The sequence below is a fragment of the Paractinoplanes toevensis genome, assembly GCF_018332695.1.
In the GTDB taxonomy this organism is placed as follows: Bacteria; Actinomycetota; Actinomycetes; order Mycobacteriales; family Micromonosporaceae; genus Actinoplanes; species Actinoplanes toevensis.
Genome location: NZ_BOQN01000133.1, coordinates 24,451 through 46,137 on the forward strand (window position 1 = coordinate 24,451; position 21,687 = coordinate 46,137).

Below are 21,687 nucleotides of genomic sequence, written 5' to 3' on the forward strand. Positions count from 1 at the left end.
CATCCACGCGGCGATGCAATCCGGTCCAGCCGGGGTAGCCGTGTCGTTGACGACCGTCCAGACCGCTCAGGCGGCCTCGCGGACCAGGCCCGTCTGGTAGGCGAACGCGACCATCTGGGCCCGATCGCGCAGGTCGAGCTTGTGGCGGATGCGGTGCAGATGCGTGCGGATGGTGCTCACGCTGATGTACAGCAACGTCGAAGCGTCCTGAATGGACACTCCCTGGCCCATCAGCGTCAGCACCTCCCGCTCGCGCTCGGTCAGGCCGACGATCTCGGGCGAGACCGCGGGGCGGGGGTCGGCGCCGAAGTCGCAGAACCAGTCGACGAGTTTGGTGGCCACCTCGGAGCTCAGCACGGTGCGGCCGCGCGCGACGCCCCGGGCGGCGGCGAGCACTTCTTCGGAGTCGGAGTCCCGGCTGAGCAGGCCTCTCGCGCCGGCCTGCAGCAGCTCGACGATCACGTCGTGCGCCATCTCCTGATAGAAGACCAGGCAGTGGGTGCGCCGGGTGCTGAGGTCGTCGCCCTTGGCGGCCAGCTCGCGGACCAGGTCGAGTCCGACACCGGGCTTCGCGGTGCCCAGCAGCAGGGCGTCCGGCCGCAGGCGGCGCACCTGGACGGTGGCTTCCTTGAGGTCCGAGGTGGCTCCGACGACCTCGAGGTCCGGAATGGCATCGAGCAACGTCCGAATTCCGTCACGGACGAGTGGTAATTGGTCGCACACGAGGACGGTGCCAAGCATGAATCGGATCCCCCATCTTGATCCACTATCAGTGACACTTCGGTCACAGCGACCATCTTTACCCGGTCCTCGGGATTCACGCTTTTTGATCTCTACTTTTCTGTACGGCCAATGCGTCTCCGTACAAAGTGGAGGTAATTCCGGCATACCTCGCCTGTAGGCCGAGTAGGGCATCATGACCCCTGCGCACGTTCACATCCGACACAATTCCGGAACCATTACAGAATGGCCGGGAAGTCATCGTCGTAAATGTAGAAACAATGGTGCGGCGCCGCCGAGTCAGGTATTGTGCGCCTCCGGACCGGCGTCCAGCGGATCCTTGAGCCGCAGCACGGGCGAGAAAAGCAGGATCAGCGTCGGCAGCAGCAGACCCGCCACCCCGATGAACAATCCGTTGCGCACGCCGACGGTCGTCGCCACCACACCGGTGACCACCGAGCCGAGCGGGATGGCCGCGTAACTGGCCAGCCGCATCACGGCGTTGACCCGGCCCAGCAGGTTCGGCGGTGCCACCGTCTGGCGCAGCGTCACCGAACCGATCACCGAGATCGTCACGCCGAAACCGGCCAGCAGATACGACGTGGCGATCAGCGCGCCCGCGGTGAGCGTGGAGCCGTGCGCGAGCGGCACCAGAACCGGTGCCACGCAACCGATCGCGGTGCCGGCCACGAAGGACGGGCCGAACCCGAAGCGGCGCACCACCCGGGGCGCGATGACCGCGCCGGCCAGGCCGCCGACACTGCCGACGCTGATGCACAGGCCGAGCAGACCGGGGCTGAGCCCGAGCTGGCTCAGCGCGTACAGGGTCACCAGCGTCTCGCCGAATTGGACGAAGAAGTTGAAGGTGAACGACTCCAGGCAGATCGTGCGCAGGAACGGGTCGCGGCCGACGACCGCGACACCCTCGCCGATCTGCCGGCGCAGTCCGACCCGGGGCTCGTCCGCCTCGACCGGCGGCCGGTCCGGTGTCCGGATCGTCCGGAGGGAGAAGACCGAGAAGAGGTACGAGAACGCGTCGACGATCAGTGTCACCGGGGCGGTGAGCACCTGGACCAGTCCGCCCGCGACGCCCGGCCCGGCGACCTCGGAGACCGAGTAGCTGACCGACAGCTTGCTGTTGCCGTCGACGAGCTGATCCTTGGTCACCACGGTCGGCAGGTAGGACAGGTAGGCAACGTCGAACACGACGGTGCCGGTGCCGATCAGCAACAGCGCGATCGACAGCCAGCTCAGGTGCAGCAGGCCGGTCAGGCCGGCCACCGCGATCAGCGCGATCAGCACGCCGCGCACCAGATTCGCGGCGATCATCGCGGGCCGAGCCGGGTGCCGGTCGACCCACAGACCCACCGGCAGGGTCAGGAAGAGGAACGGCAGGAACTCCATGGTGCGCAGCAGGCTCAGCTGCCCGGCGTCGGCGCCCAGCGCGGTGATGGCCAGCACCGGCACCGCGAACGTGGTGATCTGCGTACCGATCATGGAGACGGACTCGCCGCCCCAGAACCACAGGAAGTCCCGGTTACGCCAGATGGACGGCGTGGTCTCCGTAGTCGTCACGTAACTCTCATTCCCCGGATGACGGTTACGTAACCTGCAATCCGGATAAGGTGGTGTCATGAGATCCGGCTCGTCCCGCTCCGTCCCCGCCGCCGCTCCGGGGCGACTCGGCATGGTCCAGGACTTCCTGAACACGCTGCATGTCGAGCGGGGCACCGACGAGCTCGGCAACCCCGCCACGGCGTATGTCTTCCTGCCGCCGGACGGGCCGGACCTGCCGCCACCCGGTCCGGAAGACCTGGCCCGGCTGCGCGTTCTGCGCCGGGAGTTACGGGCGCGATGCGGCGACGGCCCCCGGGACGACGACGCGTTCGCCGACCTCGCCGCGCAGGCGCCGCTGCGGCTCGCCCCCGGCGACGACGGCCCCCTCGAACTGACGCCGACCGGCGAGGGCAACCGCGCGGTTCCGGCCCTGCTGCTCGCCGCCGTCTACGACGCCGAACGCGACGGCACGTGGAGCCGCCTCAAGATCTGCCACCACGACGGCTGCCGGTGGGTCTTCTACGACGAGTCGCGCAGCCGGACGGGGACCTGGTGCGCCATGGGCATCTGCGGCAACCGCACGAAGGTCGCCGCCTACCGCCGCCGGACCGCCTCCGTCAGCAACGCGGCGGCCGCCCGCCGCAGCTCGGTCGGGCGCCCCCAGAGCAGCGCGTCGACCGCCGCCCGGCGGTAGAACAGCTGCGCGTCGTGCTCCTCGGTCATGCCGACCGCGCCGTGCAGCTGCACGGCTTCGGTGCCCGCGCTGCGGACCAGATCGGCGGCGGTGGCGAGCGCCTCGTACGCGGCCAGCCGGGCGTCGTCGCCCTCGTCCGCCAGCCAGGCGGCGTAACAGGTCAGCAATCGGGCCGCGTGCACCCGGGTGCTCAGGTCGGCCATCCGGAACGCCGGACCCTGGAAACTGCCCACCGGTTGGCCGAACTGGCGGCGTTCCCGGGTGTAGGCGACCGTCTCGTCCAGCGCCGCCTGTGCCGCCCCGACGAGCTGGGCCGCGTGCCGGATCCGGGCCGTCACCAGCGCCGCCGCCCAGGCGTCGGCGGCCGGGGCACCGGCGGCCAGCTCCACCACGTCGGCGACCGGCACTCCGCGGAAGGTGACCTCGTAGAAGTCGCCGCGGCCGATGTCGTCGTGCCGGCGCCAGGTGACACCGGGGTGGTCGCCCGGCACCAGCAGCAGTCGCGGGCCGGCGGCCGCCACTCCGGCGAGCAGGAACCAGGAGACGTCCGCGGCGAACGCCACGAACTGGCGTACCGCGTGCACACCACCGTCCAGATCGAGGCGGCCCGGCCGGTCCGGCTCGTCGCCGGTCCGCTCCCGAACGGCGACGGCGACCGCCTCCCCGTCGGTCATCCGCGCGCCCAGGTCATCGTGCCCGGCCGCCGCGGCCAGCTCGATCGCGACCGCGGTGTCCGCCCACGGGCTCTGGTAAAGCGCGGCGCCGACCTTCTCGGCGACCACCACCTGCTCGGCCACGGTCAACCCGCGCAACCCGCCGAGCTCGCAGAAGGTCTGCCAGACCGCCTGCCGGACGTCCGTCTCGTCCTCGTCGAGCGGCGCGATCGCGCCGGCCCCCAGCTCGCGGTTGCCCATCCGGCGCAGGTCGTCCCGCATGTCCTCGCCGAACAGCTCGTCGAACCGGGCGGCCGCGGCCCGCTGTCCCGCACTGAGCGTCAAATTCATCGGATCGTTCTCCTTCTCAGCTCAGCAGTTGCAGGCCGGTCGAGGCGATGAGATAGCGCATGATCTCGGAGGTGCCCGCCGAGAGGGTGATGCCCGGCCCCTCCCGGTGCGCGGCCTCACGCCGCCCCCCGCCGTTGTCCGCGGCGTCCCAGCCGGACAGCGTCGCGTCCAGGCCGCCGATCTCCAGCGCGAACTCGCTGATCTGCTTGAACAACTCGGTGGCGTACAGCTTGGACCGGGCCGTGGTGACCCCGTCCAGCCGGCCGTCCCGCAGATCGGAGATGACCTGCCAGGCCATCAGGTGCGCGGCGGTCGCGGCCGCGTGGAGCTCGACCAGCCGCTGCTGGTACGCCGGATCGTCCAGAGTGCCGTCCCGCGCGGCCCGCTGCAGCACCTCGTCCAGCAGCCGGCGGGCCTTGGCCTGGAATTCCAGGCCGGTCCGCTCCACCGGCAGCACCTCGTTGATCACCTGCCACCCGCCGTCGACCTCGCCGATCACGTGCTCGCGGGTGAGCCGGATGCCGTCCAGGGTGACGTCGCAGAACTGCTCGTCGGACATGTTCCAGATCGGCTGGATCTGCACCCCCGGGGACCGCATCGGCACCACGAACAGGGTGATGCCGTGGAAGCGGACGGCACTGTCGGTGGTGCGGGCCGCGCAGAGGGCGAAGTCGGCGAACTGCGACTTGAGGCTGTAGATCTTCCGCCCGTACAGCCGCCAGCCGTCACCGTCGGGCTCGGCCCGGGTCCGCAACGCGGCCAGGTCGGAGCCGACGCCGGGCTCGCTGTAGAGCACGCTCCAGTTCTGCTCGCCGGCCGCCAGCGCCGGCAGGTAGGTCCGCTTCTGCTGCTCGGTGCCGACCAGCAGCAGCACCAGGCCGACGATGTCGATGCTGACGATGTGCACCAGGTCGGGCACCTTGGCGCGGATCAGCTCCTCGGTCAGGATCGACTTCTCGACGATGGTGCCGCCCAGCCCGCCGTACTCCGGCGGCCAGTTCACCGCGAGCCAGCGTTTCTCGCCCAGCCAGCGGTACACATCGAGCAGGCCCGGCTCCTCGCGCGGTGGCAGGTGCCGGACCGCGTCGGCGACCTTGCGCACCCGGTCCTCGGCGAGGAACTCGCGCACCTGGCGCCGGAACTCCTCCTGCTCCTCGGTGAAGTTGAATCGCATCGTCACACCTCCGGACAGAGCGGTTCCCAGCCGGGCGGAACGCTCTGCGGGCACCGCCGACAGGGAAATCGAACCATCGGCGAATGCCACCGGCAACGCACGACACCGAAGAGCAGCGCGGTGATGACGACCGTTGCTACCCGCCTCAACGCAGTGCTGACAAACCGTTGGACGCTCAGTCCGGATCGCGGGCCGGCGCGGCGTCGCCGGCGAACAGGCCGGTCGGGTCGGTGGCGTGGCGCACGCGCTCGACCCGGGCCCGGATCTCGTCGTCGTACGACCGCTGCGGCCGGTCGAGATCGTCGACGAAGTTGGGCGCCGTGAAGCCGGTCAGGGACGGTTCGAGAGCTGTCCGTACGGCCTTGAGGTCCTGTTCGGTGTCCGCACCGGCCAGGCCGACCCCGTAGTAGTGCAACGGTGCCGCGAACCGGTCCAGCGCCCCGCCGTTCGCCGCGCCGGTGGCGAACGCACCGCCGAGCTGGCGCAGTTCCAGCGCGATCAGGTTCGGCCCGGCCTCCAGGACCCGCGCCCAGTCGGCCTCGCCGATCTCGTGGAGCAGCGCGGAGTCCGAGTGGAAGGGCACCGGTTCGGCCGGGTCCAGGTGGACGCCGGCCAGCGCTTCCGGAGCGGCCTCCGCCCACGTGTTCGCCACCGGCGGGGCGATCGCCGACAGCGGGGACAGCATCTCGTCGGCGATGCGCCGGGCGGCCGGCCGGTCCGCCTCGGCCGGTGCGATCACCGCACCGTCCAGCGCGAGGACGCGCTTGCCGGCCAGGTACGGCGGGAGGAACGGCAGCGGTGGCAGCGACAGCATGCGGAAGCTGGTGGTGATCTCCGGTGGGGCGGTGCGGGCCCACGCCTGCCAGACCGGCGCCAGCCGCGCGGCGTCGGCGGGGTCCCAGACGGCCATGCCGGTGACGATCCGGTGCATCGGGATCAGGTCGATCTCGGCCGCCACCACGACGCCGAACCCGCCGCCCCCGCCGCGCAGCGCCCAGAAGAGATCCGGGCGCTGCGTGCTGCTCGTCTCGACCACCTCGCCGTCGGCCAGGACGACGGTGAGCGAACGCAGCGAGTTCGCGGCCAGCCCGAAGCGGCGGCCGTAGAAGCTGAGGCCGCCGCCGAGCAGGTAGCCGATGACGCCGACGCTGGAGGACGAGCCGTGCAGGGCGGTGAGCCCGTACCGGGTCGTCTCGGGCAGGACGTCGCCCCAGGTCTTGCCGGCCGGCACGCGGGCCGTTCGGGCTTCCGGATCGACGCGTACGGGCGTGTCGAGCACCGGCCGCAACAGCAGGGAATCGGTGAGCGGGCCGGTGCGGCCCATCGCGTGACCGGTGGTGGTCAGCCGTAGCGGCCGGCCTGACCGGCGCGCGGCGGCGACAGCGCGGACGACGTCGTCGACCGAGCGGGCGGTGAACGCCCCGGCCGGTTCGACCGGCACCGCGAGCTGGAACGAGGCGGTGGCCGCCGCGTACTCGGCGGTCCCGGGTCGGCTGAACGGGGTCATGAACGTTCCTCCGTCAGTTCCGCGCGATGGGCGGCCAGGAATTCGGTCAGGCCGGCCGGATTCGGGTTGACCGCGCGTGCGGCCTCGAGATCGCGGCGGCCGAGGTACGACCCGGGGAACTCGGTGTAGTACTGGAACATGTTGCCCAGCTCGTCCGCCCCCGGGAAGCCGAGATCGCGCACCTGGTCGGGGGTGGGCGGCCGGTAGGCCACCGGCTCACCGATCACCGTGCCGAGCGCCGCGGCGATCTGCTCGCCGGTCAGATGGTCACTGGCCACCGGGATGGTTGCGCCGATGGTGTCGGCCGGCCGCCGCAGCACGTGCAGCACGGCCTGGCCGATGTCGTCCGAGGAGGCACCGGCGATCGCGGTGTCGCCGATCGGCAGGTGCAGCGCGAGCGTCCCGTCGGGGTCGCGTTGCGGCTTCTGCAGGCCCAGCAGGTTGTCCCAGTAGAAGGACATCAGCAGGTACGTCGTGGGCAGGCCGGACTTGGCGAACAGGGCGTCGGCCGCGCCGCCCTTCACGTCGAAGTGCGGCACCCGGTAGCCGCCCTCGATCATCGGCATCCGGTCATCGCCGGCCGGGATGACCTCCCGGGTGTCCTCCAGGGTCGACCACACCACGTGCCGCAGGCCGGCCGCCTGTGCGGCGCCGATCAGGTTCTCCACCTCGGACAGTTCCCGGGCCGGGGAGCGGTGCTCCCAGTACGGGGTGACGAGGAACGCGCCGTACGCCCCGTCGAACGCCGCGCGGAGGCTGCCCTCGTCGGCGAGGTCGGCCGCGACCACCTCGGCGCCGAGTTCGGCCAGCGCCCGCGCCCGGCCCGATGTGGCGTCGCGCGTCACCGCTCGTACGGTGAACTCGCCGTCGGCCAGCAGCGCCCGCGCGACCGCGCCGCCCTGCGTGCCGGTCGCGCCGAGCACGGCAATAACCTTGTTGTCAGACATCAGAAGCCTCCGGTTGCTCAAAGAACGATGACGGTCTTGCCGTGCAGGGCGCCCGCGGCGGCCTGGGTGTGCACGGCCGGCAGCTCGGCCAGCGGGAACCGCTGCGCCACGTCGACCCGCAGTTCGCCGGAGTCGACCAGCGCGACCAGCCGGGCCAGCTGCTCGGCGTCGCTGCGGACGAACAGGTCGATGCCGCGCACGCCGCGCTGGTCGTCGCTGGGCGCGGGCATCCACACCGTGGTGTTGACCAGAACGCCGCCCGGGCGGATCAGGGTGAGCAGCGCGGCCAGTTGCGCCGGCTCGATCGGCGCCAGGTTCAGCACGACGTCGACCGGGGCGGTCACCGCGGCGTGGTCGAGAACCTCATCCGCGCCGGCCGCTTTGGCCTGGTCACCACTGTGCGGGCCGGCCACCCCGATCACGTGGGCGCCGGCGTTCTTCGCCAGCTGAACGGCGTAGGCGCCGACCGCCCCGCCCGCGCCGTTGATCAGTACGCGTTGCCCGGCCGAGAGGTTCGCGTGGTCGAAGAGTGCCTGCCACGCGGTGAGACCCACGATCGGCAGGGCGGCCGCGTCGGCCAGCGGGATGCCGGTGGGCGCCGGCGCGAGGATCTCGGCCGGAGCAACGACATATTCCGCGGCCGCGCCGTCGGCCACCATCGGCAGGAACCCCACGACCCGGTCCCCGATCGCGAACCCGCCGACGCCCTCGCCCAGCGCCGCGATCGTGCCGGACACGTCGATGCCCGGCGTGTGCGGCAGCGTCACCGGGATCGGGCCCTGCATGAAACCCGCGCGGATGTTGCCGTCGACGCCGTTGAAGGACGTCGCGGCGACCCGGATCAGCACCTGGCCGGCACCGGGGACGGGCTGCTCGACGTCTTCGTAGCGCAGGACGCTCGGGTCGCCGTACTCGTGGAAACGCACTGCCTTCATGTCTTGCCTCCCTGTTTAGTGCTTCGAGTTCGAAGCACTTCCTGACCATAGCGCGCTTCGAATTCGAAGCAAGTAGTGAACGATGTGAGCTGACCGACAGCTAGCCAACCGCCACGAAGATCACCAGAACCTGACCCGACACCGGGTCCGCCAGGACCTGCCGGTACCGCCCCAACTCGCCCGGTAGTGACATCGCCGGGCCGGTCCGCAACAGCACCTCGCCGAACCGGGAGAACACCACTGCGGGGCAGTCCGGCAGAGCCTCGATGATCCGCGTCAGGACGGCACTGACCCGACCGTCCCCGAAGTGCCGCAGTTCCCCGTCCACCGATCAAGCGTGGCGTGAACCGGAACGCGGGTGAATGGCACCGTTATCCACGGACAACCGGACCATGGATAACGAGACGGGCTCAGGCCATCATGACCAGGCGCTGAAGCTTCTCGTCACTCGGTGAGCCGGGCTCCGCCAGGAAGACCAGCAACTCCTGGCCCTCGTCGGGGTCCACCAGTCGCCGGGCGTGGAGCTCCAACTCGCCCAGCTGCGGGTGCAGGTAGCGCTTGAGGTCGTGGTGGTGGGTGATGTCCACCTCGTGCATCCGCCAGACCTCGGCGAACTCGGGGCTGACCGCCAGCAGCGCCTCGACGATCTCACCCGCCCGGCCGCCGGGATCGGCGGTGTACGCCGCGCGGATCTCCGCGGCGAAGACCCGGCCGCGCACGGCATGGTCCTCGGTGGGATAGAGCTCGCGCTGCGTCGGGTCGGTGAACCAGCGGTAGACCAGGTACCGCGACATACCGCTGAACCGGGTGTAGTCGCCGAGCAGGGCGACCGCCGAACGGGTCTGCAACAACGCCTCGCCGAACGGGGACAACACCACCGCCGGCGTGTCGGAGAGCCGTTCCACGATGCGCCGCATGGCCGGGCTGACCTGCTCGTCGCGCGGCGAGCGCCGCGGCGCCGAATGCCCGCCCAGGGCGAACAGGTGCTCGCGCTCGCTCGGCCGCAGCTTCAGGGCCCGCGCCAGGGCGCCCAGCATCTGTTCCGACGGCATCGGCCCGCGCTGCTGCTCGAGGCGGCTGTAGTAATCGGCCGACATGCCGGCCAGCACGGCGAGCTCCTCGCGCCGCAGCCCACCAGTTCGACGCCGGGAACCACGGGGCAGCCCGACGTCCTCCGGCTGCAGCGCCTCCCGGCGGGCCCGGAGAAAGTCGGCCAGCAGTGCCCGGTCCGTCCCTCGCGCCGCCATTCACTCGCCCCGGTTGCGGCCGGCGCGCGGTTTCGCGGACCGTGGCGGGTTGGCGCGCATATGGTCGCGAACCCGGCCGAGAACCTCGCCCAGGGCGGCGAGGTCGGTGCCGGTCATCGGTTCGAACAACAGCTGCCGGACCCGATCGACGTGCCCCGGCAGCACGTGGGCGACCAGATCCCGCCCGGCGTCGGTGACCGTCACCATGGTGCTGCGCTCGTCGTCCGGCGACGGCGACCGGCTGATCAGGCCGCGCTTGTCCAGCAAACCGGCCTGGTAGGTGAGCCCGCTGCGGCTGTACACGACGCCGTCGGCCAGGTCGGTCATCCGCAGCCGGCCCTCGGGCGCGTTCGCCAGGCGGGCCAGGATCTGGAACTGCACCCAGCTGAGATCGCCGTCGGCGCGCAGGTGCTCGTCCACCGCGTACTGAAGGAGGCTGCTCACCTCCATCAGAGCGAAGTACGTACCGAGCTGCTCCGCGTTCAGGCCACCCGCCGGTTCACTCACCCGACGATCGTACTTGCTTTGAATTCGAAGTTCACCCGCCCCGGGCCGAACGCCGGCCCGGTCTAGGGGTTCCGGAACCCGAGGCCGGCCAGCACGCGCCGGAGCTGTCGGTCGGTGGTGAGTTCGCCGTCGACGGCGAGCACCGGCACCGCCGGAGGTGGGGCCGGTGGAGGCGCCGTCCGGTGGCGATCCCGGTCTTCCGATCTCCGAGCCCGGCGCGCGGCGAACAGGTCGGCATCGCCGTCGATGTGAACCATGCAGAGACCGGCGGTACCCGATGCCGCGCGCAGCCGATCCCACTCCTCGCCGCCGCGCAGCTCGGCGGTGAACGGCGCGACCAGGACGGCCCGGCCCGCGGTGGCGACGGTGTCCCGCGTTACAGCGCACAGGGCGGCGTACCGGCCGTCTCGCACCGCGCCGCCGTGCGGCGAGGCGAGCCAGTGACCGCCGAAGATCTCCGCGGGTAGGCGATCGAGCAGCGGATTCGTGACGGAGTCCAGGTCGAGCAGCGGGGCTCGGAGGGCCGTCGCGAGGGCTCGGCCGAGCGTGGATTTGCCGCTCCCGGCGACTCCGGCGATGGCCACGACAACGGGTTCGATCGGTTGACAATCCTTTGCGGAGGGCCACATCATGAAAGCCATGTTACCGGTGACATGACCAATCATGACACCGGTGACATGACCTTTTCCCTCCGGTTAGGAGAACTCCTGTGACCCACCGCGCACGGCTGGTCGCCGGCCTCGACCTGGGCAGCACCAGCATGAAAATGCTGGTCACCGACGAAGCCGGCGCCCAGATCGGCGCCGCCCAGGTGCCGACGCCGTGGCGGGCCGGCCCCGGTGGCGTCACCGAGATGACGGCCGAGGCGCTGCTCGACGCCGTGCGCTCGCTGATCGCCGCCGGCGCCGGCGCCGTCGCCCAGGTGACCGCGGCGCCGATCGATGCCATCGCGATCGCGGGCATGGCGGAGACCGGCATGGTCATCGACCGGCACGGCGCCGCCATCGCCCCCGGGATGGCGTGGTTCGATCCGCGCGGCGGCGACCAGGTCGCGGCGTTTCCCGCCGAGATCCGCGCCGAGTTCGCCGGCCGCACCGGGCTGCCGCTGGGTGCTCAGGTCAGCGTGGCCAAGCTGGCCTGGCTGCGGGATCAGGGCGTGCTGCTGCGTGGCTCGCGCTGGCTCAACCTGCCGGAGTTCGTCGCGTTGGCGCTCGGTGGCGACGTCGTGCTCGAACAGTCGCTGACCTCGCGCACCGGGCTGCTCGACCAGGACACCGGCCGCCCCTGGCCGCGGATGCTCGACGTCCTCGGGGTCGACGAGGCCTTCCTGCCGGCGCTGGTGGAGGCCGGCAGCCCGGTGGGCGAGACGGCCGCCGGCGCGGTCCCGGACAGCATGGCCGGCGCACTGCTGACCGTCGCCGGGCACGACCACCTGGTCGCGGCCGAGGCCGGCGGCCCACTGCCGGCCGACCACTACCACGTGTCCATGGGCACGGCCGAGGTGCTGCTGCGCGTGATCGACGGCCCACTCAGCTTCGACGCCCGGCGCCGCCTCGCCGGTCATCTGATCAACGAGGTCCGGCACGTCGTGCCGGGCAAGCACGTGCTCGTCGCCGGGGTCAAGACCGGGCTGTTGCTGCGCCGGCTCCTGCAGACCGCCGGCATCGACGACCGGCCGGGCCGCGACCGCCTGGACACCGCCGTCATGGCGCTGCCCTACGAGGGGAAGCTGCCGGCCGGTGCCATCGACGTCGCCGGCGCACGCAACGACGACGGTGTCCTCAAACTGACCGTCCGCGCCGACGGGGTCAGCCCGGCCGAGGTGTTCGGCGCCGTGCTGCGGCACAGCAACGACGAGATCGCGTTGCTGATCGAAGCCATCGACCGGGAACTGCCCCCGGCGGCCGGCGCCACCCTGACCGGCGGCTGGGCCGGCATGGCCGCGGTGCGGCGCGCCCGGGCCCGCGTCCTGCCGCCGATGACCGCGTCGGCCCGCGACCAGGAGACCGCGTACGGGGCCACCCGGGTCGCCGTCCGCGCACTCACCACGAACCCACCGAAGATTGGAACCGCACCGTGAATCCGCTGACCACCATCGAACGCCGCGGCATGTCCGCGATCTCCACGCCCGGCGGCCGGATGCTCATCGTCGCCGCCGACCAGCGCAACGGCATGAAGGCCGCGATGAACGACGCACCGGACGGACCGGCGTCGATCAGCACCGCCGAACTGGCCGAGGCGAAGGCCGACCTCGTCCGCTACCTGGCCAACAACGCGCCGGCCATCCTGCTCGACCCGGAGGTCGCGCTACCGGCGGTCGTCGACGACGGCGTCCTGATCCGGGGCACCTCGCTGGTCGTCGGCATGGACGCCTCCGGCTTCGCGACCGTGGACGGGCTGCGCCACACCGACTTCGTACCGGGCATGACCGCCCGCCGCGTGCGCGAGCTCGGCGGCGACGCGGCCAAGATGCTCTGGTACCTGCGCCCGGATCGACAGGACACCCGGTCCCGGGTCGCCACCGACATGCGTGAGCTCATCCAGGCCTGCACGGCCGAGGGTGTCCTGCTGATCGTCGAGCTGCTGACCTACCGGCTCGAGGACGAGACCGAGGAGCAGTACGCGGCGGCGTTCCCGGGGCTCGTGGCCGACGGCGCACGGCTGGCCGTCGAGTGCGGGGCGAAGGTCCTGAAGCTGCAGTACCCCGGCTCGGCGGAAGGCTGCGCCGCGGTCACCGCGGCCGCGGACGGCGTGCCGTGGGCCGTGCTGTCGGCCGGCGTCGACCACGAGACCTTCATGAAGCAGGTCGGCATCGCAATGGCGAACGGGGCCGGCGGGGCCATGGCGGGCCGCTCGCTGTGGAAGGACAGCCTGTCGGTGTCGCACGACCTCCGTAAGGACTATCTGACCAAGCGCGCCCTGCCGCGCCTGCAGGAACTCGCGGAGGTGGTTGACGGCCGCGGCTGACCGCGGCGCGTCCGGGCGTTGCGGCAGGTCGGATATGCTGCCGCAGCGTTTGACGAGACGACCCGGAGGTGACCCATGGCGACGATGCGGGACGTTGCCGCGCGCGCCGGGGTGAGCGCGAAGACGGTTTCCCGGGTCTTCAACAACGACCCCCACGTGCTCCCCGAGACCCGTTCCCAGGTGGAACAGATCATGAAGGAGCTCAACTACGTCCCCAACGTCCTTGCGACGACCTTCCGCTCCGGCAAGGCGTCGGCCATCGGCGTGGCGGTTCCCGACATCGTCGACCCCTTCTTCGCCGCCATCGCCCGAGCCGTCGACCGGGTCGCCCGCGACCGGGGCGTGGCCACGCTCCTCACCAATCTGGGCGACGATCCGGCCCGGGAACGCGACATCATCGAGTCGTTGCTGAGCCGGCGGCTCGCCGGGCTGATCGTCGCCCCGATCGGGGCCGATCATGCGTGGCTGAAACGATGGACGGACAGCACGCCCATGGTGTTCGTCGATCGGGCGCCGGCCGGTCTGTCCGCCGACACCTTCACCGACAACGACGAGGCCGGCGGGCACCTGGCCACCCGCCACCTGATCGAGCACGGCCACCGGCGGATCGCGTACGTCGCCGGCAACCCGCACCTGTCGACGGAGACCAACCGGCTGGCCGGATATCGCCGCGCACTCACCGAGGCCGGGATCGAGCCGGACCCTCAACTGGTGGCGGCGGACGTCAACGACCGCGCCGCCACCGAGGCGGCGATGACCCGGCTGCTCGGCCTGGCCGATCGGCCCACGGCGATCTTCTCGTCCAACGCCCGCAGTTCGATGCTGGTGGTGCATGCCCTGCCGGCGAACGAGTTGGCGGTCGTCGGCTTCGGCGACTTCCCGATGGCCGACATGCTGCATCCCGCGCTGACCGTGATCGATCAGGACCCGGATCAGCTCGGCCGGTTCGCCGCGAGCCGCGTGTTCGAGCGCGCGGACCATCCGAAACGCCGGTTGCGGCGCACCACCGTCCTCGACGTCACGCTGACCGAACGCGAATCCTGCAAGATCACCCAGCGCTAGATCGCCAGAGCTTCGTCCGGCGCGGCCGGCAGGCTTTCCTGGCCGCAGCAGGATTCGCGGGTGATGAGCGGCACGGGCAGGACGATCTGCCGCTTGAGCCGGCGCCGGGGGTGCTCGATCCGGTCGAACAGCCGGGTCGCGGCCACCCGGCCGACCGAGGCCGGGTCCTGGTCGACGACGGTCGGCGCCGGCTGGATCGCCTCGGCCAGCGGGAAGTCGCCGAAGCTGACCAGCGGGACGGACTGGTACCCGGCGACCCGCAGCGCCGGGATGATGCCGATGGTGGACCAGGCGTTGGAGGAGAACAACGCGGTCGGCGGCGTGTCGGCGTTCAGCAGATCGACGGCCGCCGCGCCGGCTTCACCGCCGGTGGCCGGTCCGAACCGGATCAGACGCGAATCCTCGGCGACTCCGGCGTGGCGGAGCGCGTCGCGGTAGCCCTTGAGACGGCGGGCGGTGGTGGCCGTGGCGATCGTGTCGCCGATGAACGCGATGCGGCGGTGTCCGTGCCCGATCAGGTGCTCGGTGGCCGCCCAGGCACCGCCGTGGTCGTCCTCGACGACGCTGTCCGCGACGACGCCGGTCGGTGGGCGGTCGATGAACACGATGGCGATCCGGCCCTGCCAGGGCTTCAGGTAGGACTGGTCGGCCGAGACCGGTGTCGTGATGAGACCGATGAGCTGGCGGCGGAGCAGTGCCTCGACCCGGTCCTGTTCCTCGGCGCCGTCCTGACCGAGGCTGGTGATCAGTACCGCGAGCCCGCGGGACCGGGCGATCTGTTCGATCTCGCGGGTGAGACGGGCGAAGAACGGATCGGAGAGGTCGGGGATGGCCACCCCGATCGCGGCGTCCCGGCCGGAGCGGAAGGTGCGGGCCAGTTCGTTCGGCAGGTAGTTGAGCTCGGCGATGGCCTGCTCCACCCGCCGGCGGACATCGGCCGAAACGTATCGATCGTTGTTGATGACCCGGGAAACCGACTTGGCGCTGACGCCGGCACGCTCCGCGACTTGGCGCATGGTGCTCATCTGCTCAACCTCCTGCCGAGTCTGCTCAACCTCCTGCCGAGACGATACGTCGGCGCCGCTCCTATGTCACCGGTGACATATTCTCAAGATTCTTTATCTGACACCGGTGACAGACACCGATGTCATGTCCTAGTGTTCGTTTCCAACGAGTTACGAAGTGGCCACCGAGTGGGACCGGCGTCGTCACGGCGATCGATCTCCGAAGGAGCTGGGACATGAGAGCCGTCGTCTACGACGCCCCCCGCAGCTACGCCGTCACCGACATCCCGGTCCCGCCGGTCGGTGCGGGCGAGGTGCTCATCAAGGTCGGCCAGGTCGGGGTGTGCGGCACCGATCTGCACATCCACGAGGGCGACTTCAACGCCGTGTTCCCGCTGATCCCCGGCCATGAGCTGGTCGGCGTGGTGGAGCAGCTCGGTGCCGGTGTTGCCGGTCTGCGCGTCGGTGAGCAGGTGACGGTCAACCCGAACGTGCACTGCGGGCACTGCTCGTACTGCCGGGCCGGGCGGCTGATCCTCTGCGAGAACCTCAAGGGCTACGGCAGCAACTTCCCCGGCTTCTTCGCCGAGTACGTCGCGGTTCCGCAGACCCTGGTGTTCTCGGTCGACGGCCTGCCCGCCGACACCGCCGTGTTCACCGAACCGGCCGGCTGCGCGATGCACGGGCTGGAGACCCTCGACCTCCGGCCGGGCTCGAGCGTGCTGGTCTTCGGGTCCGGACCGACCGGGCTGCTGCTGGCGCAGCTGATCGCGCACGGCGGGGCGTCTTCGGTCACGGTCGCCGCCCCGTCGGCGTTCAAGCTCGAGACCGCCGCGGCACTGGGCATCGATCGGACCGTCCGGATCAGCCGCGACGACCCGGAGAGCAACATCGCCGTCCTCAAGGAGGCGTCGCCGGACGGGGACGGCTACGACGTGGTCGTCGAGGCCACCGGCTCACCCCGGATCGGCGACATCTGCGTGCCCCTGACCCGCAACGGCGGCACGGTCCTGGTGTACGGCGTCACCCGGACCGAGGACATCGTCACCGTCCACCCGTTCGACGTCTTCCGCCGCGAGATCACCATCAAGGGTTCGTTCGCCGAGATCTCGTCGTTCGGCGCCGCCATCGCCGCGCTGCGCGGCGGCCGCGCGAAGACCGACGGGATCATCACCCACCGCTTCGCGCTGGACGACTACGGCAAAGCCCTCGACGCCCTGCAGAACGATCCCACGGTGCACAAGGTCGTCATCGTCCCCTGACCGAACCTTCCGAACACACCCCGTCGAAGGAGGTGATCCGACCATGTCGCCGACCGTACTCGGCATCGACCTGGGCACCAGCTCGGTGAAGGCGGTGGTCGCCCGCCTCGACGGGACCGTCGTCGCGCAGGCCCGCGGCGGCTATCCGGTTTCCCACCCGCGCCTGGGGTGGAGCGAGACGCCTACGGGCGACTGGTTCGACGCCACGGCCGGGGCGGTCCGCGCCGCCGTCGCCGAGGCCGGTTCGCAGCCGGTCGCGATCGGGCTGTCCGGCCAGATGCACGGGGTAGTCCTGGCCGACGAGGACGGCCGGGCGATCCGGCCGGCCATGCTCTGGTCCGATTCCCGGGCGGTCGACCAGATCCAGGAGTACGACCGCCTGCCCGATCCGCTGCTGGCCCGGCTGGCCAATCCCCTCAGTCCGGGCATGGCCGGGCCACTGCTGGCCTGGCTGGTGATCCACGAGGCGGTGACGTACCGGGCCGCGCGCTGGACGTTGCAGCCGAAGGACTGGCTGCGGGCCCAGTTGACCGGCCGGTTCGCCACCGAACCGAGCGACGCGTCGGCGACCCTGCTCTACGACATCGCCGGTGACACCTGGAGCACCGAGCTGCTCGGCGCTCTTGGACTCGACGCGGCCAAACTCCCCCCGATCCTGGGTTGTTCGGCCGCGCCGGCCGGCCGGCTGACCGTGGCCGCGGCGGCCCGGCTCGGCCTGCGCCCCGGCGTGCCGGTCGCGGCGGGCGCGGCCGACACCGCCGCCGCGGCGCTCGGTTCCCGGCTGACCGAACCCGAACGATCCAGCTGACCATCGGCACCGGCGCGCAACTCGTCATGCCGGTGGCCGAACGGCCCGATCCGTTGCCGGCGCACCCCGTCACGCACCTCTACCGGTCGGCGGCCGACACCGGCTGGTACCGGATGGGAGCCGTCCTCAACGGTGGCCTGACCCTGGACTGGGTGTGCCGGACCCTCGGCGTCGGCTGGCCCGAGCTCTACGCCGCCGCCGCGATCGGCCCGCAGGCCGACGACCCGTACTTCCTGCCGCACGTCAACGGCGAACGCACGCCGCACCTCGACCCGGCCCTCCGCGGCGCCTGGACCGGCCTCGGGCCGCGGCACGACCGTACCCATCTGCTGCGCGCAGCGCTCGAGGGTGTCGCCTTCGGCATCCTGGATGCGCTCGACAGCCTCGACCCGGCCGGCCAGGTCACCCAGCTGCGCCTGGCCGGCGGCGGCACCACCGACCCGGCGTGGCGGCAGATGCTCACCGACGTCCTCGGCCGGGCCCTGGTGCCGGTGGACGTGCCCGCGGCCTCGGGGCTCGGCGCGGCACTTCTCGGCGCCCGCGCCGCCGGCCTGACCGATCGCTTCCCACCCCGGCCCTCGTCCGCCACGGCCGGCAATGCTCCCGGCCCTCGGCACGAGCTCTATCACGACCGCCATGCGGCCTTCCGCCGCAAGGTCCGCGCCCTGCGCGACAGCGACAGCACCACGGTCGGCGCGTACGCCGGCACGACGCCGCACGGCGCCGCTCCCGCACTCGGATAGTTCCCGGACGCCGCGTTCCCCGGCCCCTGGTCGCGGTGTGCCACCACACCGAAAGGTTTCCCCTATGGCACCACTTCTGGAGGCACGCGGCCTGTCGCGGAGCTTCGGACACGTCCGGGCGCTCGACGACGCGTCGTTCGACATCGAAGCCGGTGAGGTCGTCGCCTTGATCGGCGACAACGGAGCCGGCAAGTCCACCCTGGTCAAGGCACTCACCGGCAACCTGCCCGTCGACTCCGGCGAGCTGTATTTCGAGGGCGCGCCGGTCACCATCCACAGCCCGCACCAGGCCTCGGAGATGGGCATGGAGGTCGTGTACCAGGACCTCGCCCTGGCCCCCCACCTCAACCCGGTACAGAACATGTTCCTGGGCCGCGAGATCCCCCGCAAAGGTTTGCTCGGCTCCCTCGGATTCATGGACGAGAAGAAGATGCGCGCCACCGCCGAGGCCGGCTTCGCCGAGCTCGGCGGCACCGTCCGCTCGTTCACCGCGCCCGTCGGCGCGATGTCCGGCGGGCAGCGTCAGCAGATCGCGATCGTCCGCGCGATCAGCTGGGCCGACAAGATCGTCTTCCTGGACGAACCGACCGCCGCGCTCGGCGTCGTGCAGACCAGGAACGTCCTGGACACCATCAAACGCGTACGGGACAAGGGGATCGCCGTGGTCCTCATCTCGCACTCCATGCCCCACGTCCTGCAGGTCGCCGACCGCATCCAGGTCATGCGCCTGGGCACCCGGGTGGCGACCATGCCGGCCGAAGGCACGACCGTCGAGCAGCTGGTCGGTGCGATGACCGGCGCTCTGGACTCGCAGACCGTCAAGCGCAAGGAAAACGCGTCATGAGCGTCATCACCCCGCCCGGCCAGGCCCCCGACCAGCAAGCCGTCATCGAGCCGCCGGCGCGGCAGTCGTACCTCCGGCGCGCCGCGAACCTGCAATCGGTCTGGATCCTCGGCGTCCTCGTCGTCATCATCGCCGCCTTCTCCGCGGCGGCCGGCACCAAGTTCCTGTCCACCAGCAACTTCTCGCTGATCTCCCAGAACATCGCGGTCTGGGCCGTGCTCGGGGTCGGGATGACCTTCGTCATCATCACCTCCGGCATCGACCTGTCCATCGGCTCGGTGCTGGTCTTCTCGTCCGTCATCGCGGCCAAGATCATGGAATCGGTCGGCGGGGACGGCTGGTCCACCGCGGCCGCCGGGATCGGCGGAGCGCTCGCGTCCGGGATCGCCTGGGGCGCGCTCAACGGCTTCCTCATCGCCAAGGCGAAGATCCCGCCGCTGATCGTCACCCTCGGCGCGCTGTCGGTCGCGCTCGGCCTGGCCCAGGTCCTCACCGGCGGCATCGACATCCGCTCGGTCCCGGAATCGCTGACCGACTTCAACACGTACATCAAGATCCTTGGCATTCCGGCGCTGCCCTTCGTCGCCCTGATCGTGCTGATCATCGGTGGGATCGTGCTGCACAAGACGAAGTTCGGCCGATACACGTACGCCGTGGGCTCCAACGAACTCGGCGCCCGCCGGGTCGGCATCAACGTCGACCGGCACCTGATCCTGGTGTACGCCCTGTCCGGCGCCTGCGCCGGACTCGGCGCGGTGCTGGCCCTGGCCCAGTTCGGCACCACCACCATCGCCGGGCAGTCGCTGACCAACCTCAACGTGATCGCGGCCGTCGTCATCGGCGGCACCTCGATCTTCGGCGGCGAAGGCTCGATCTTCGGCACCGTCGTCGGCCTGTTCATCCCCGCGGTCCTGCAGGCCGGCTTCGTCATCGTCGGCGTCGAGGCCTTCTGGCAGGGCGTCGCCGTCGGATCGGTCCTCGTCGCCGCCGTCTACGTCGACCAGTCCCGCCGCGCTGCCGCCCTGCGGGGCAGTTCCCGGCCGTCCTTCCTCGCCCTCCTCGGAGCCAAGAAAGCTAAGGAACCCGCCCGATGATCAAATCTCGAATCCTCCTGGCCGCCGGCAGCGTCGCCGCGGTCGCCGTCCTGGCCGCGTGCAGCAGCTCCAAGCCCGCCGAAAGCACCACCAACACGGCCGCCGGGGATCCCAGCGCGCCCGCCGCCTCGGCCGCCGTAGCACCGGCGAAAGCGGCGAAGAACTACAGCATCCAGTTCATCCAGGGTGTGGCCGGCGACGAGTTCTACATCACCATGCAGTGCGGGATCGAGGCCGAAGCGGCCAAGCTCGGCGTCAGCGTCAAGACCCAGGGCCCGCAGAAGTTCGACCCCACCCTGCAGAAGCCGATCCTCGACTCGGTCGTGGCGGCCAAGCCCGACGCCATCCTCATCGCCCCGACCGACGTCACCGCCATGCAGACGCCGCTGAAGGCCGCGGCGGCGGCCGGCATCAAGGTCGTGCTCGTGGACACCACCACCGAGGACCCGTCGTACGCGGCCAGCGCCATCGCCTCGGACAACGTCGGCGGCGGAAAGGCGGCGTTCGAGGCCATCAAGCAGCTCAACCCGGGCGGCGGCAAGGTCATGGTGATGTCCACCGACCCCGGCGTCTCCACCGTCGACCAGCGCATCCAGGGTTTCGAAGAGGCCGCCAAGGCCGACTCGAAGTTCCAGTATCTGCCGGTGCAGTACTCGCACAACGACCCGGCCACGGCGGCCAACCTGATCAGCTCCGCGCTGCAGAAGGACTCCGACATCATCGGCGTCTTCGCCGCCAACCTGTTCGCGGCCGAGGGCACCGCCACCGGCGTCCGCCAGGCCGGCAAGACCAGCACGGTCAAGATCGTCGGCTTCGACGCGGGCCCGAACCAGATCAAGGCCCTGCAGCAGGGCACGGTGCAGGCCCTGATCGCCCAGCAGCCCGGGGCGATCGGCCAGTACGGGGTCGACGAGGCCGTCGCCGCCCTCGACGGCGGCCAGGTCGCGCCGAAGATCCAGACCAGCTTCACCACCATCACCAAGGACAACCTGAGCAGCGAGGGCGGGCAGGCCGCGTACAAGTCCAGTTGCTGACCGAGCGGGCGCGGGTCACCGGACCCGCGCCCGTCACCAGGAGGTGCGGCGTCATGGAATTCGATGTGCTGGTCGAGATTCCGAAGGGAACCCGCAACAAGTACGAGGTCGATCCGGGAACCGGTCGCATCCATCTCGACCGGACGCTGTTCACCGCGACCCAGTACCCCGCCGACTACGGCTACATCGAAGGCACCTGCGGCACCGGTGGCACGGCACTCGACGCCCTGGTGCTGGTGCGCGAGCCGACCTTCCCCGGCTGCCTGGTGCTCAGCCGGGCGATCGGCCTCTTCCGGATGCGCGACGAGATCGGCCCCACGCCCAAGGTGCTGACCGTGCCCACGGCCGACCCCCGGCTCGCCTATCTGCAGGACATCACCGATCTGGACCGGTTCCTGCTCCTGGAGATCCAGCACTTCTTCGAGATCTACAAGGCGGTCGAGCCGGGCAAGACCGTGCAGATCGACGAGGAGCCCTGGTCCGGGCGGGCGGAAGCGGAGGCCGAGATCGAGCGAGCCGTCGAGCGAGCGCGCCACTGAGATCCTGAAGATCGGCCGGCTCGGGCCGATAGGCAGTG

General features: G+C 70.9%; 23 protein-coding genes. 11 read left to right on the plus strand and 12 right to left on the minus strand.

Going from position 1 to position 21,687, the window contains the following annotated elements; translation table 11 throughout:
- Positions 1-66: 66 nt before the first annotated feature.
- Together Ato02nite_RS44080 and Ato02nite_RS44085 are read right to left on the minus strand one after the other, a co-directional pair.
- Positions 67-918, minus strand: a complete 852-nt coding sequence (locus Ato02nite_RS44080; RefSeq protein WP_307854273.1) for a LuxR C-terminal-related transcriptional regulator — start codon at positions 916-918, stop codon at positions 67-69.
- Between the two features lie 102 nt (positions 919-1,020).
- The gene (locus tag Ato02nite_RS44085; protein WP_213012695.1) at positions 1,021-2,295 is read right to left on the minus strand and encodes an MFS transporter; all 1,275 of its coding nucleotides are present in this window, start codon (positions 2,293-2,295) and stop codon (positions 1,021-1,023) included.
- Positions 2,296-2,353: 58 nt separating this feature from the next.
- On the opposite strand from Ato02nite_RS44085, the gene Ato02nite_RS44090 reads away from it, so the two are divergent.
- Positions 2,354-2,971 carry a CGNR zinc finger domain-containing protein gene (locus Ato02nite_RS44090; protein ID WP_213012696.1) on the plus strand — a complete coding sequence of 206 codons (618 nt, stop codon included), beginning with the start codon at positions 2,354-2,356 and terminating at the stop codon, positions 2,969-2,971.
- On the opposite strand, the gene Ato02nite_RS44095 is transcribed toward Ato02nite_RS44090, so the two are convergent.
- The 9 genes from Ato02nite_RS44095 to Ato02nite_RS44135 form a co-directional block, all read right to left on the minus strand.
- Positions 2,872-3,975, minus strand: a complete 1,104-nt coding sequence (locus tag Ato02nite_RS44095) for an acyl-CoA dehydrogenase family protein (protein ID WP_213012697.1) — start codon at positions 3,973-3,975, stop codon at positions 2,872-2,874. The genes Ato02nite_RS44090 and Ato02nite_RS44095 overlap by 100 nt on opposite strands.
- A gap of 16 nt (positions 3,976-3,991) precedes the next feature.
- Entirely contained in the window at positions 3,992-5,149 is a 1,158-nt protein-coding gene (locus Ato02nite_RS44100; RefSeq protein ID WP_213012698.1) for an acyl-CoA dehydrogenase family protein, read from the minus strand.
- Between the two features lie 175 nt (positions 5,150-5,324).
- A complete protein-coding gene (locus tag Ato02nite_RS44105) occupies positions 5,325-6,656 on the minus strand; it encodes an FAD-binding oxidoreductase (protein ID WP_213012699.1) in 1,332 nt (443 codons plus the stop codon).
- Positions 6,653-7,603: an NmrA/HSCARG family protein gene (locus Ato02nite_RS44110; RefSeq protein ID WP_213012700.1), complete on the minus strand. Its 951-nt coding sequence runs from the start codon at positions 7,601-7,603 to the stop codon at positions 6,653-6,655. Before Ato02nite_RS44110 ends, Ato02nite_RS44105 begins: the two co-directional genes overlap by 4 nt.
- Before the next feature lie 17 nt (positions 7,604-7,620).
- Entirely contained in the window at positions 7,621-8,538 is a 918-nt protein-coding gene (locus Ato02nite_RS44115) for an NADP-dependent oxidoreductase (RefSeq protein ID WP_213012701.1), read from the minus strand.
- A gap of 100 nt (positions 8,539-8,638) precedes the next feature.
- Complete coding sequence (locus Ato02nite_RS44120) at positions 8,639-8,866, minus strand: hypothetical protein (RefSeq protein ID WP_213012702.1); 228 nt, start codon at positions 8,864-8,866, stop codon at positions 8,639-8,641.
- Positions 8,867-8,948: 82 nt separating this feature from the next.
- Positions 8,949-9,785 carry a helix-turn-helix transcriptional regulator gene (locus Ato02nite_RS44125; protein ID WP_213012703.1) on the minus strand — a complete coding sequence of 279 codons (837 nt, stop codon included), beginning with the start codon at positions 9,783-9,785 and terminating at the stop codon, positions 8,949-8,951.
- Entirely contained in the window at positions 9,786-10,292 is a 507-nt protein-coding gene (locus Ato02nite_RS44130) for a MarR family winged helix-turn-helix transcriptional regulator (protein ID WP_246608099.1), read from the minus strand.
- 62 nt (positions 10,293-10,354) lie between these two features.
- The gene (locus Ato02nite_RS44135) at positions 10,355-10,876 is read right to left on the minus strand and encodes a P-loop nucleotide/nucleoside kinase family protein (RefSeq protein ID WP_213012704.1); all 522 of its coding nucleotides are present in this window, start codon (positions 10,874-10,876) and stop codon (positions 10,355-10,357) included.
- Positions 10,877-11,001: 125 nt separating this feature from the next.
- Here Ato02nite_RS44135 and Ato02nite_RS44140 point away from each other — a divergent pair, with 125 nt between their 5' ends.
- From Ato02nite_RS44140 to Ato02nite_RS44150, 3 genes are all read left to right on the plus strand, one after another.
- Positions 11,002-12,372: an FGGY family carbohydrate kinase gene (locus Ato02nite_RS44140; RefSeq protein ID WP_246608100.1), complete on the plus strand. Its 1,371-nt coding sequence runs from the start codon at positions 11,002-11,004 to the stop codon at positions 12,370-12,372.
- The gene (locus Ato02nite_RS44145) at positions 12,369-13,259 is read left to right on the plus strand and encodes a tagatose-bisphosphate aldolase (RefSeq protein WP_246608101.1); all 891 of its coding nucleotides are present in this window, start codon (positions 12,369-12,371) and stop codon (positions 13,257-13,259) included. The genes Ato02nite_RS44140 and Ato02nite_RS44145 overlap by 4 nt, the downstream gene beginning before the upstream one ends.
- 75 nt (positions 13,260-13,334) lie before the next feature.
- Positions 13,335-14,321, plus strand: a complete 987-nt coding sequence (locus Ato02nite_RS44150) for a LacI family DNA-binding transcriptional regulator (RefSeq protein WP_246608102.1) — start codon at positions 13,335-13,337, stop codon at positions 14,319-14,321.
- Here the strand turns inward: Ato02nite_RS44150 and Ato02nite_RS44155 are convergent.
- Positions 14,318-15,346, minus strand: a complete 1,029-nt coding sequence (locus Ato02nite_RS44155) for a LacI family DNA-binding transcriptional regulator (RefSeq protein ID WP_213012705.1) — start codon at positions 15,344-15,346, stop codon at positions 14,318-14,320. The two genes, Ato02nite_RS44150 and Ato02nite_RS44155, sit on opposite strands and share 4 nt — an antisense overlap.
- 215 nt (positions 15,347-15,561) lie before the next feature.
- On the opposite strand from Ato02nite_RS44155, the gene Ato02nite_RS44160 reads away from it, so the two are divergent.
- The 7 genes from Ato02nite_RS44160 (at position 15,562) to Ato02nite_RS44190 (ending at position 21,649) form a co-directional block, all read left to right on the plus strand.
- Positions 15,562-16,587, plus strand: coding sequence for a zinc-dependent alcohol dehydrogenase family protein (locus Ato02nite_RS44160; protein ID WP_213012706.1), 1,026 nt, complete (start codon positions 15,562-15,564; stop codon positions 16,585-16,587).
- A gap of 43 nt (positions 16,588-16,630) precedes the next feature.
- Complete coding sequence (locus tag Ato02nite_RS44165) at positions 16,631-17,395, plus strand: FGGY family carbohydrate kinase (protein ID WP_213012707.1); 765 nt, start codon at positions 16,631-16,633, stop codon at positions 17,393-17,395.
- A 26-nt stretch (positions 17,396-17,421) separates the two neighbouring features.
- On the plus strand, positions 17,422-18,138 hold the full coding sequence (locus Ato02nite_RS44170; protein ID WP_213012708.1) for an FGGY-family carbohydrate kinase: 717 nt from the start codon (positions 17,422-17,424) through the stop codon (positions 18,136-18,138).
- A gap of 64 nt (positions 18,139-18,202) precedes the next feature.
- The gene (locus tag Ato02nite_RS44175) at positions 18,203-18,982 is read left to right on the plus strand and encodes an ATP-binding cassette domain-containing protein (RefSeq protein ID WP_213012709.1); all 780 of its coding nucleotides are present in this window, start codon (positions 18,203-18,205) and stop codon (positions 18,980-18,982) included.
- A complete protein-coding gene (locus tag Ato02nite_RS44180; protein WP_213012710.1) occupies positions 18,979-20,076 on the plus strand; it encodes an ABC transporter permease in 1,098 nt (365 codons plus the stop codon). Before Ato02nite_RS44175 ends, Ato02nite_RS44180 begins: the two co-directional genes overlap by 4 nt.
- Positions 20,073-21,110: an ABC transporter substrate-binding protein gene (locus tag Ato02nite_RS44185; RefSeq protein WP_213012711.1), complete on the plus strand. Its 1,038-nt coding sequence runs from the start codon at positions 20,073-20,075 to the stop codon at positions 21,108-21,110. Before Ato02nite_RS44180 ends, Ato02nite_RS44185 begins: the two co-directional genes overlap by 4 nt.
- Positions 21,111-21,163: 53 nt before the next feature.
- Entirely contained in the window at positions 21,164-21,649 is a 486-nt protein-coding gene (locus tag Ato02nite_RS44190; protein ID WP_213012712.1) for an inorganic diphosphatase, read from the plus strand.
- Positions 21,650-21,687 lie beyond the last annotated feature (38 nt).

Coding starts and splice junctions, on each gene's coding strand:
- Ato02nite_RS44080 (WP_307854273.1), bottom strand. CDS start 918: ATGATGCCCTACTCGGCCTACAGGCGAGGTATGCCGGAATTACCTCCA.
- Ato02nite_RS44090 (WP_213012696.1), top strand. CDS start 2,354: ATGAGATCCGGCTCGTCCCGCTCCGTCCCCGCCGCCGCTCCGGGGCGA.
- Ato02nite_RS44095 (WP_213012697.1), bottom strand. CDS start 3,975: ATGAATTTGACGCTCAGTGCGGGACAGCGGGCCGCGGCCGCCCGGTTC.
- Ato02nite_RS44100 (WP_213012698.1), bottom strand. CDS start 5,149: ATGCGATTCAACTTCACCGAGGAGCAGGAGGAGTTCCGGCGCCAGGTG.
- Ato02nite_RS44105 (WP_213012699.1), bottom strand. CDS start 6,656: ATGACCCCGTTCAGCCGACCCGGGACCGCCGAGTACGCGGCGGCCACC.
- Ato02nite_RS44110 (WP_213012700.1), bottom strand. CDS start 7,603: ATGTCTGACAACAAGGTTATTGCCGTGCTCGGCGCGACCGGCACGCAG.
- Ato02nite_RS44115 (WP_213012701.1), bottom strand. CDS start 8,538: ATGAAGGCAGTGCGTTTCCACGAGTACGGCGACCCGAGCGTCCTGCGC.
- Ato02nite_RS44125 (WP_213012703.1), bottom strand. CDS start 9,785: ATGGCGGCGCGAGGGACGGACCGGGCACTGCTGGCCGACTTTCTCCGG.
- Ato02nite_RS44150 (WP_246608102.1), top strand. CDS start 13,335: ATGGCGACGATGCGGGACGTTGCCGCGCGCGCCGGGGTGAGCGCGAAG.
- Ato02nite_RS44155 (WP_213012705.1), bottom strand. CDS start 15,346: ATGAGCACCATGCGCCAAGTCGCGGAGCGTGCCGGCGTCAGCGCCAAG.
- Ato02nite_RS44160 (WP_213012706.1), top strand. CDS start 15,562: ATGAGAGCCGTCGTCTACGACGCCCCCCGCAGCTACGCCGTCACCGAC.
- Ato02nite_RS44165 (WP_213012707.1), top strand. CDS start 16,631: ATGTCGCCGACCGTACTCGGCATCGACCTGGGCACCAGCTCGGTGAAG.
- Ato02nite_RS44170 (WP_213012708.1), top strand. CDS start 17,422: ATGCCGGTGGCCGAACGGCCCGATCCGTTGCCGGCGCACCCCGTCACG.
- Ato02nite_RS44175 (WP_213012709.1), top strand. CDS start 18,203: ATGGCACCACTTCTGGAGGCACGCGGCCTGTCGCGGAGCTTCGGACAC.
- Ato02nite_RS44180 (WP_213012710.1), top strand. CDS start 18,979: ATGAGCGTCATCACCCCGCCCGGCCAGGCCCCCGACCAGCAAGCCGTC.
- Ato02nite_RS44185 (WP_213012711.1), top strand. CDS start 20,073: ATGATCAAATCTCGAATCCTCCTGGCCGCCGGCAGCGTCGCCGCGGTC.
- Ato02nite_RS44190 (WP_213012712.1), top strand. CDS start 21,164: ATGGAATTCGATGTGCTGGTCGAGATTCCGAAGGGAACCCGCAACAAG.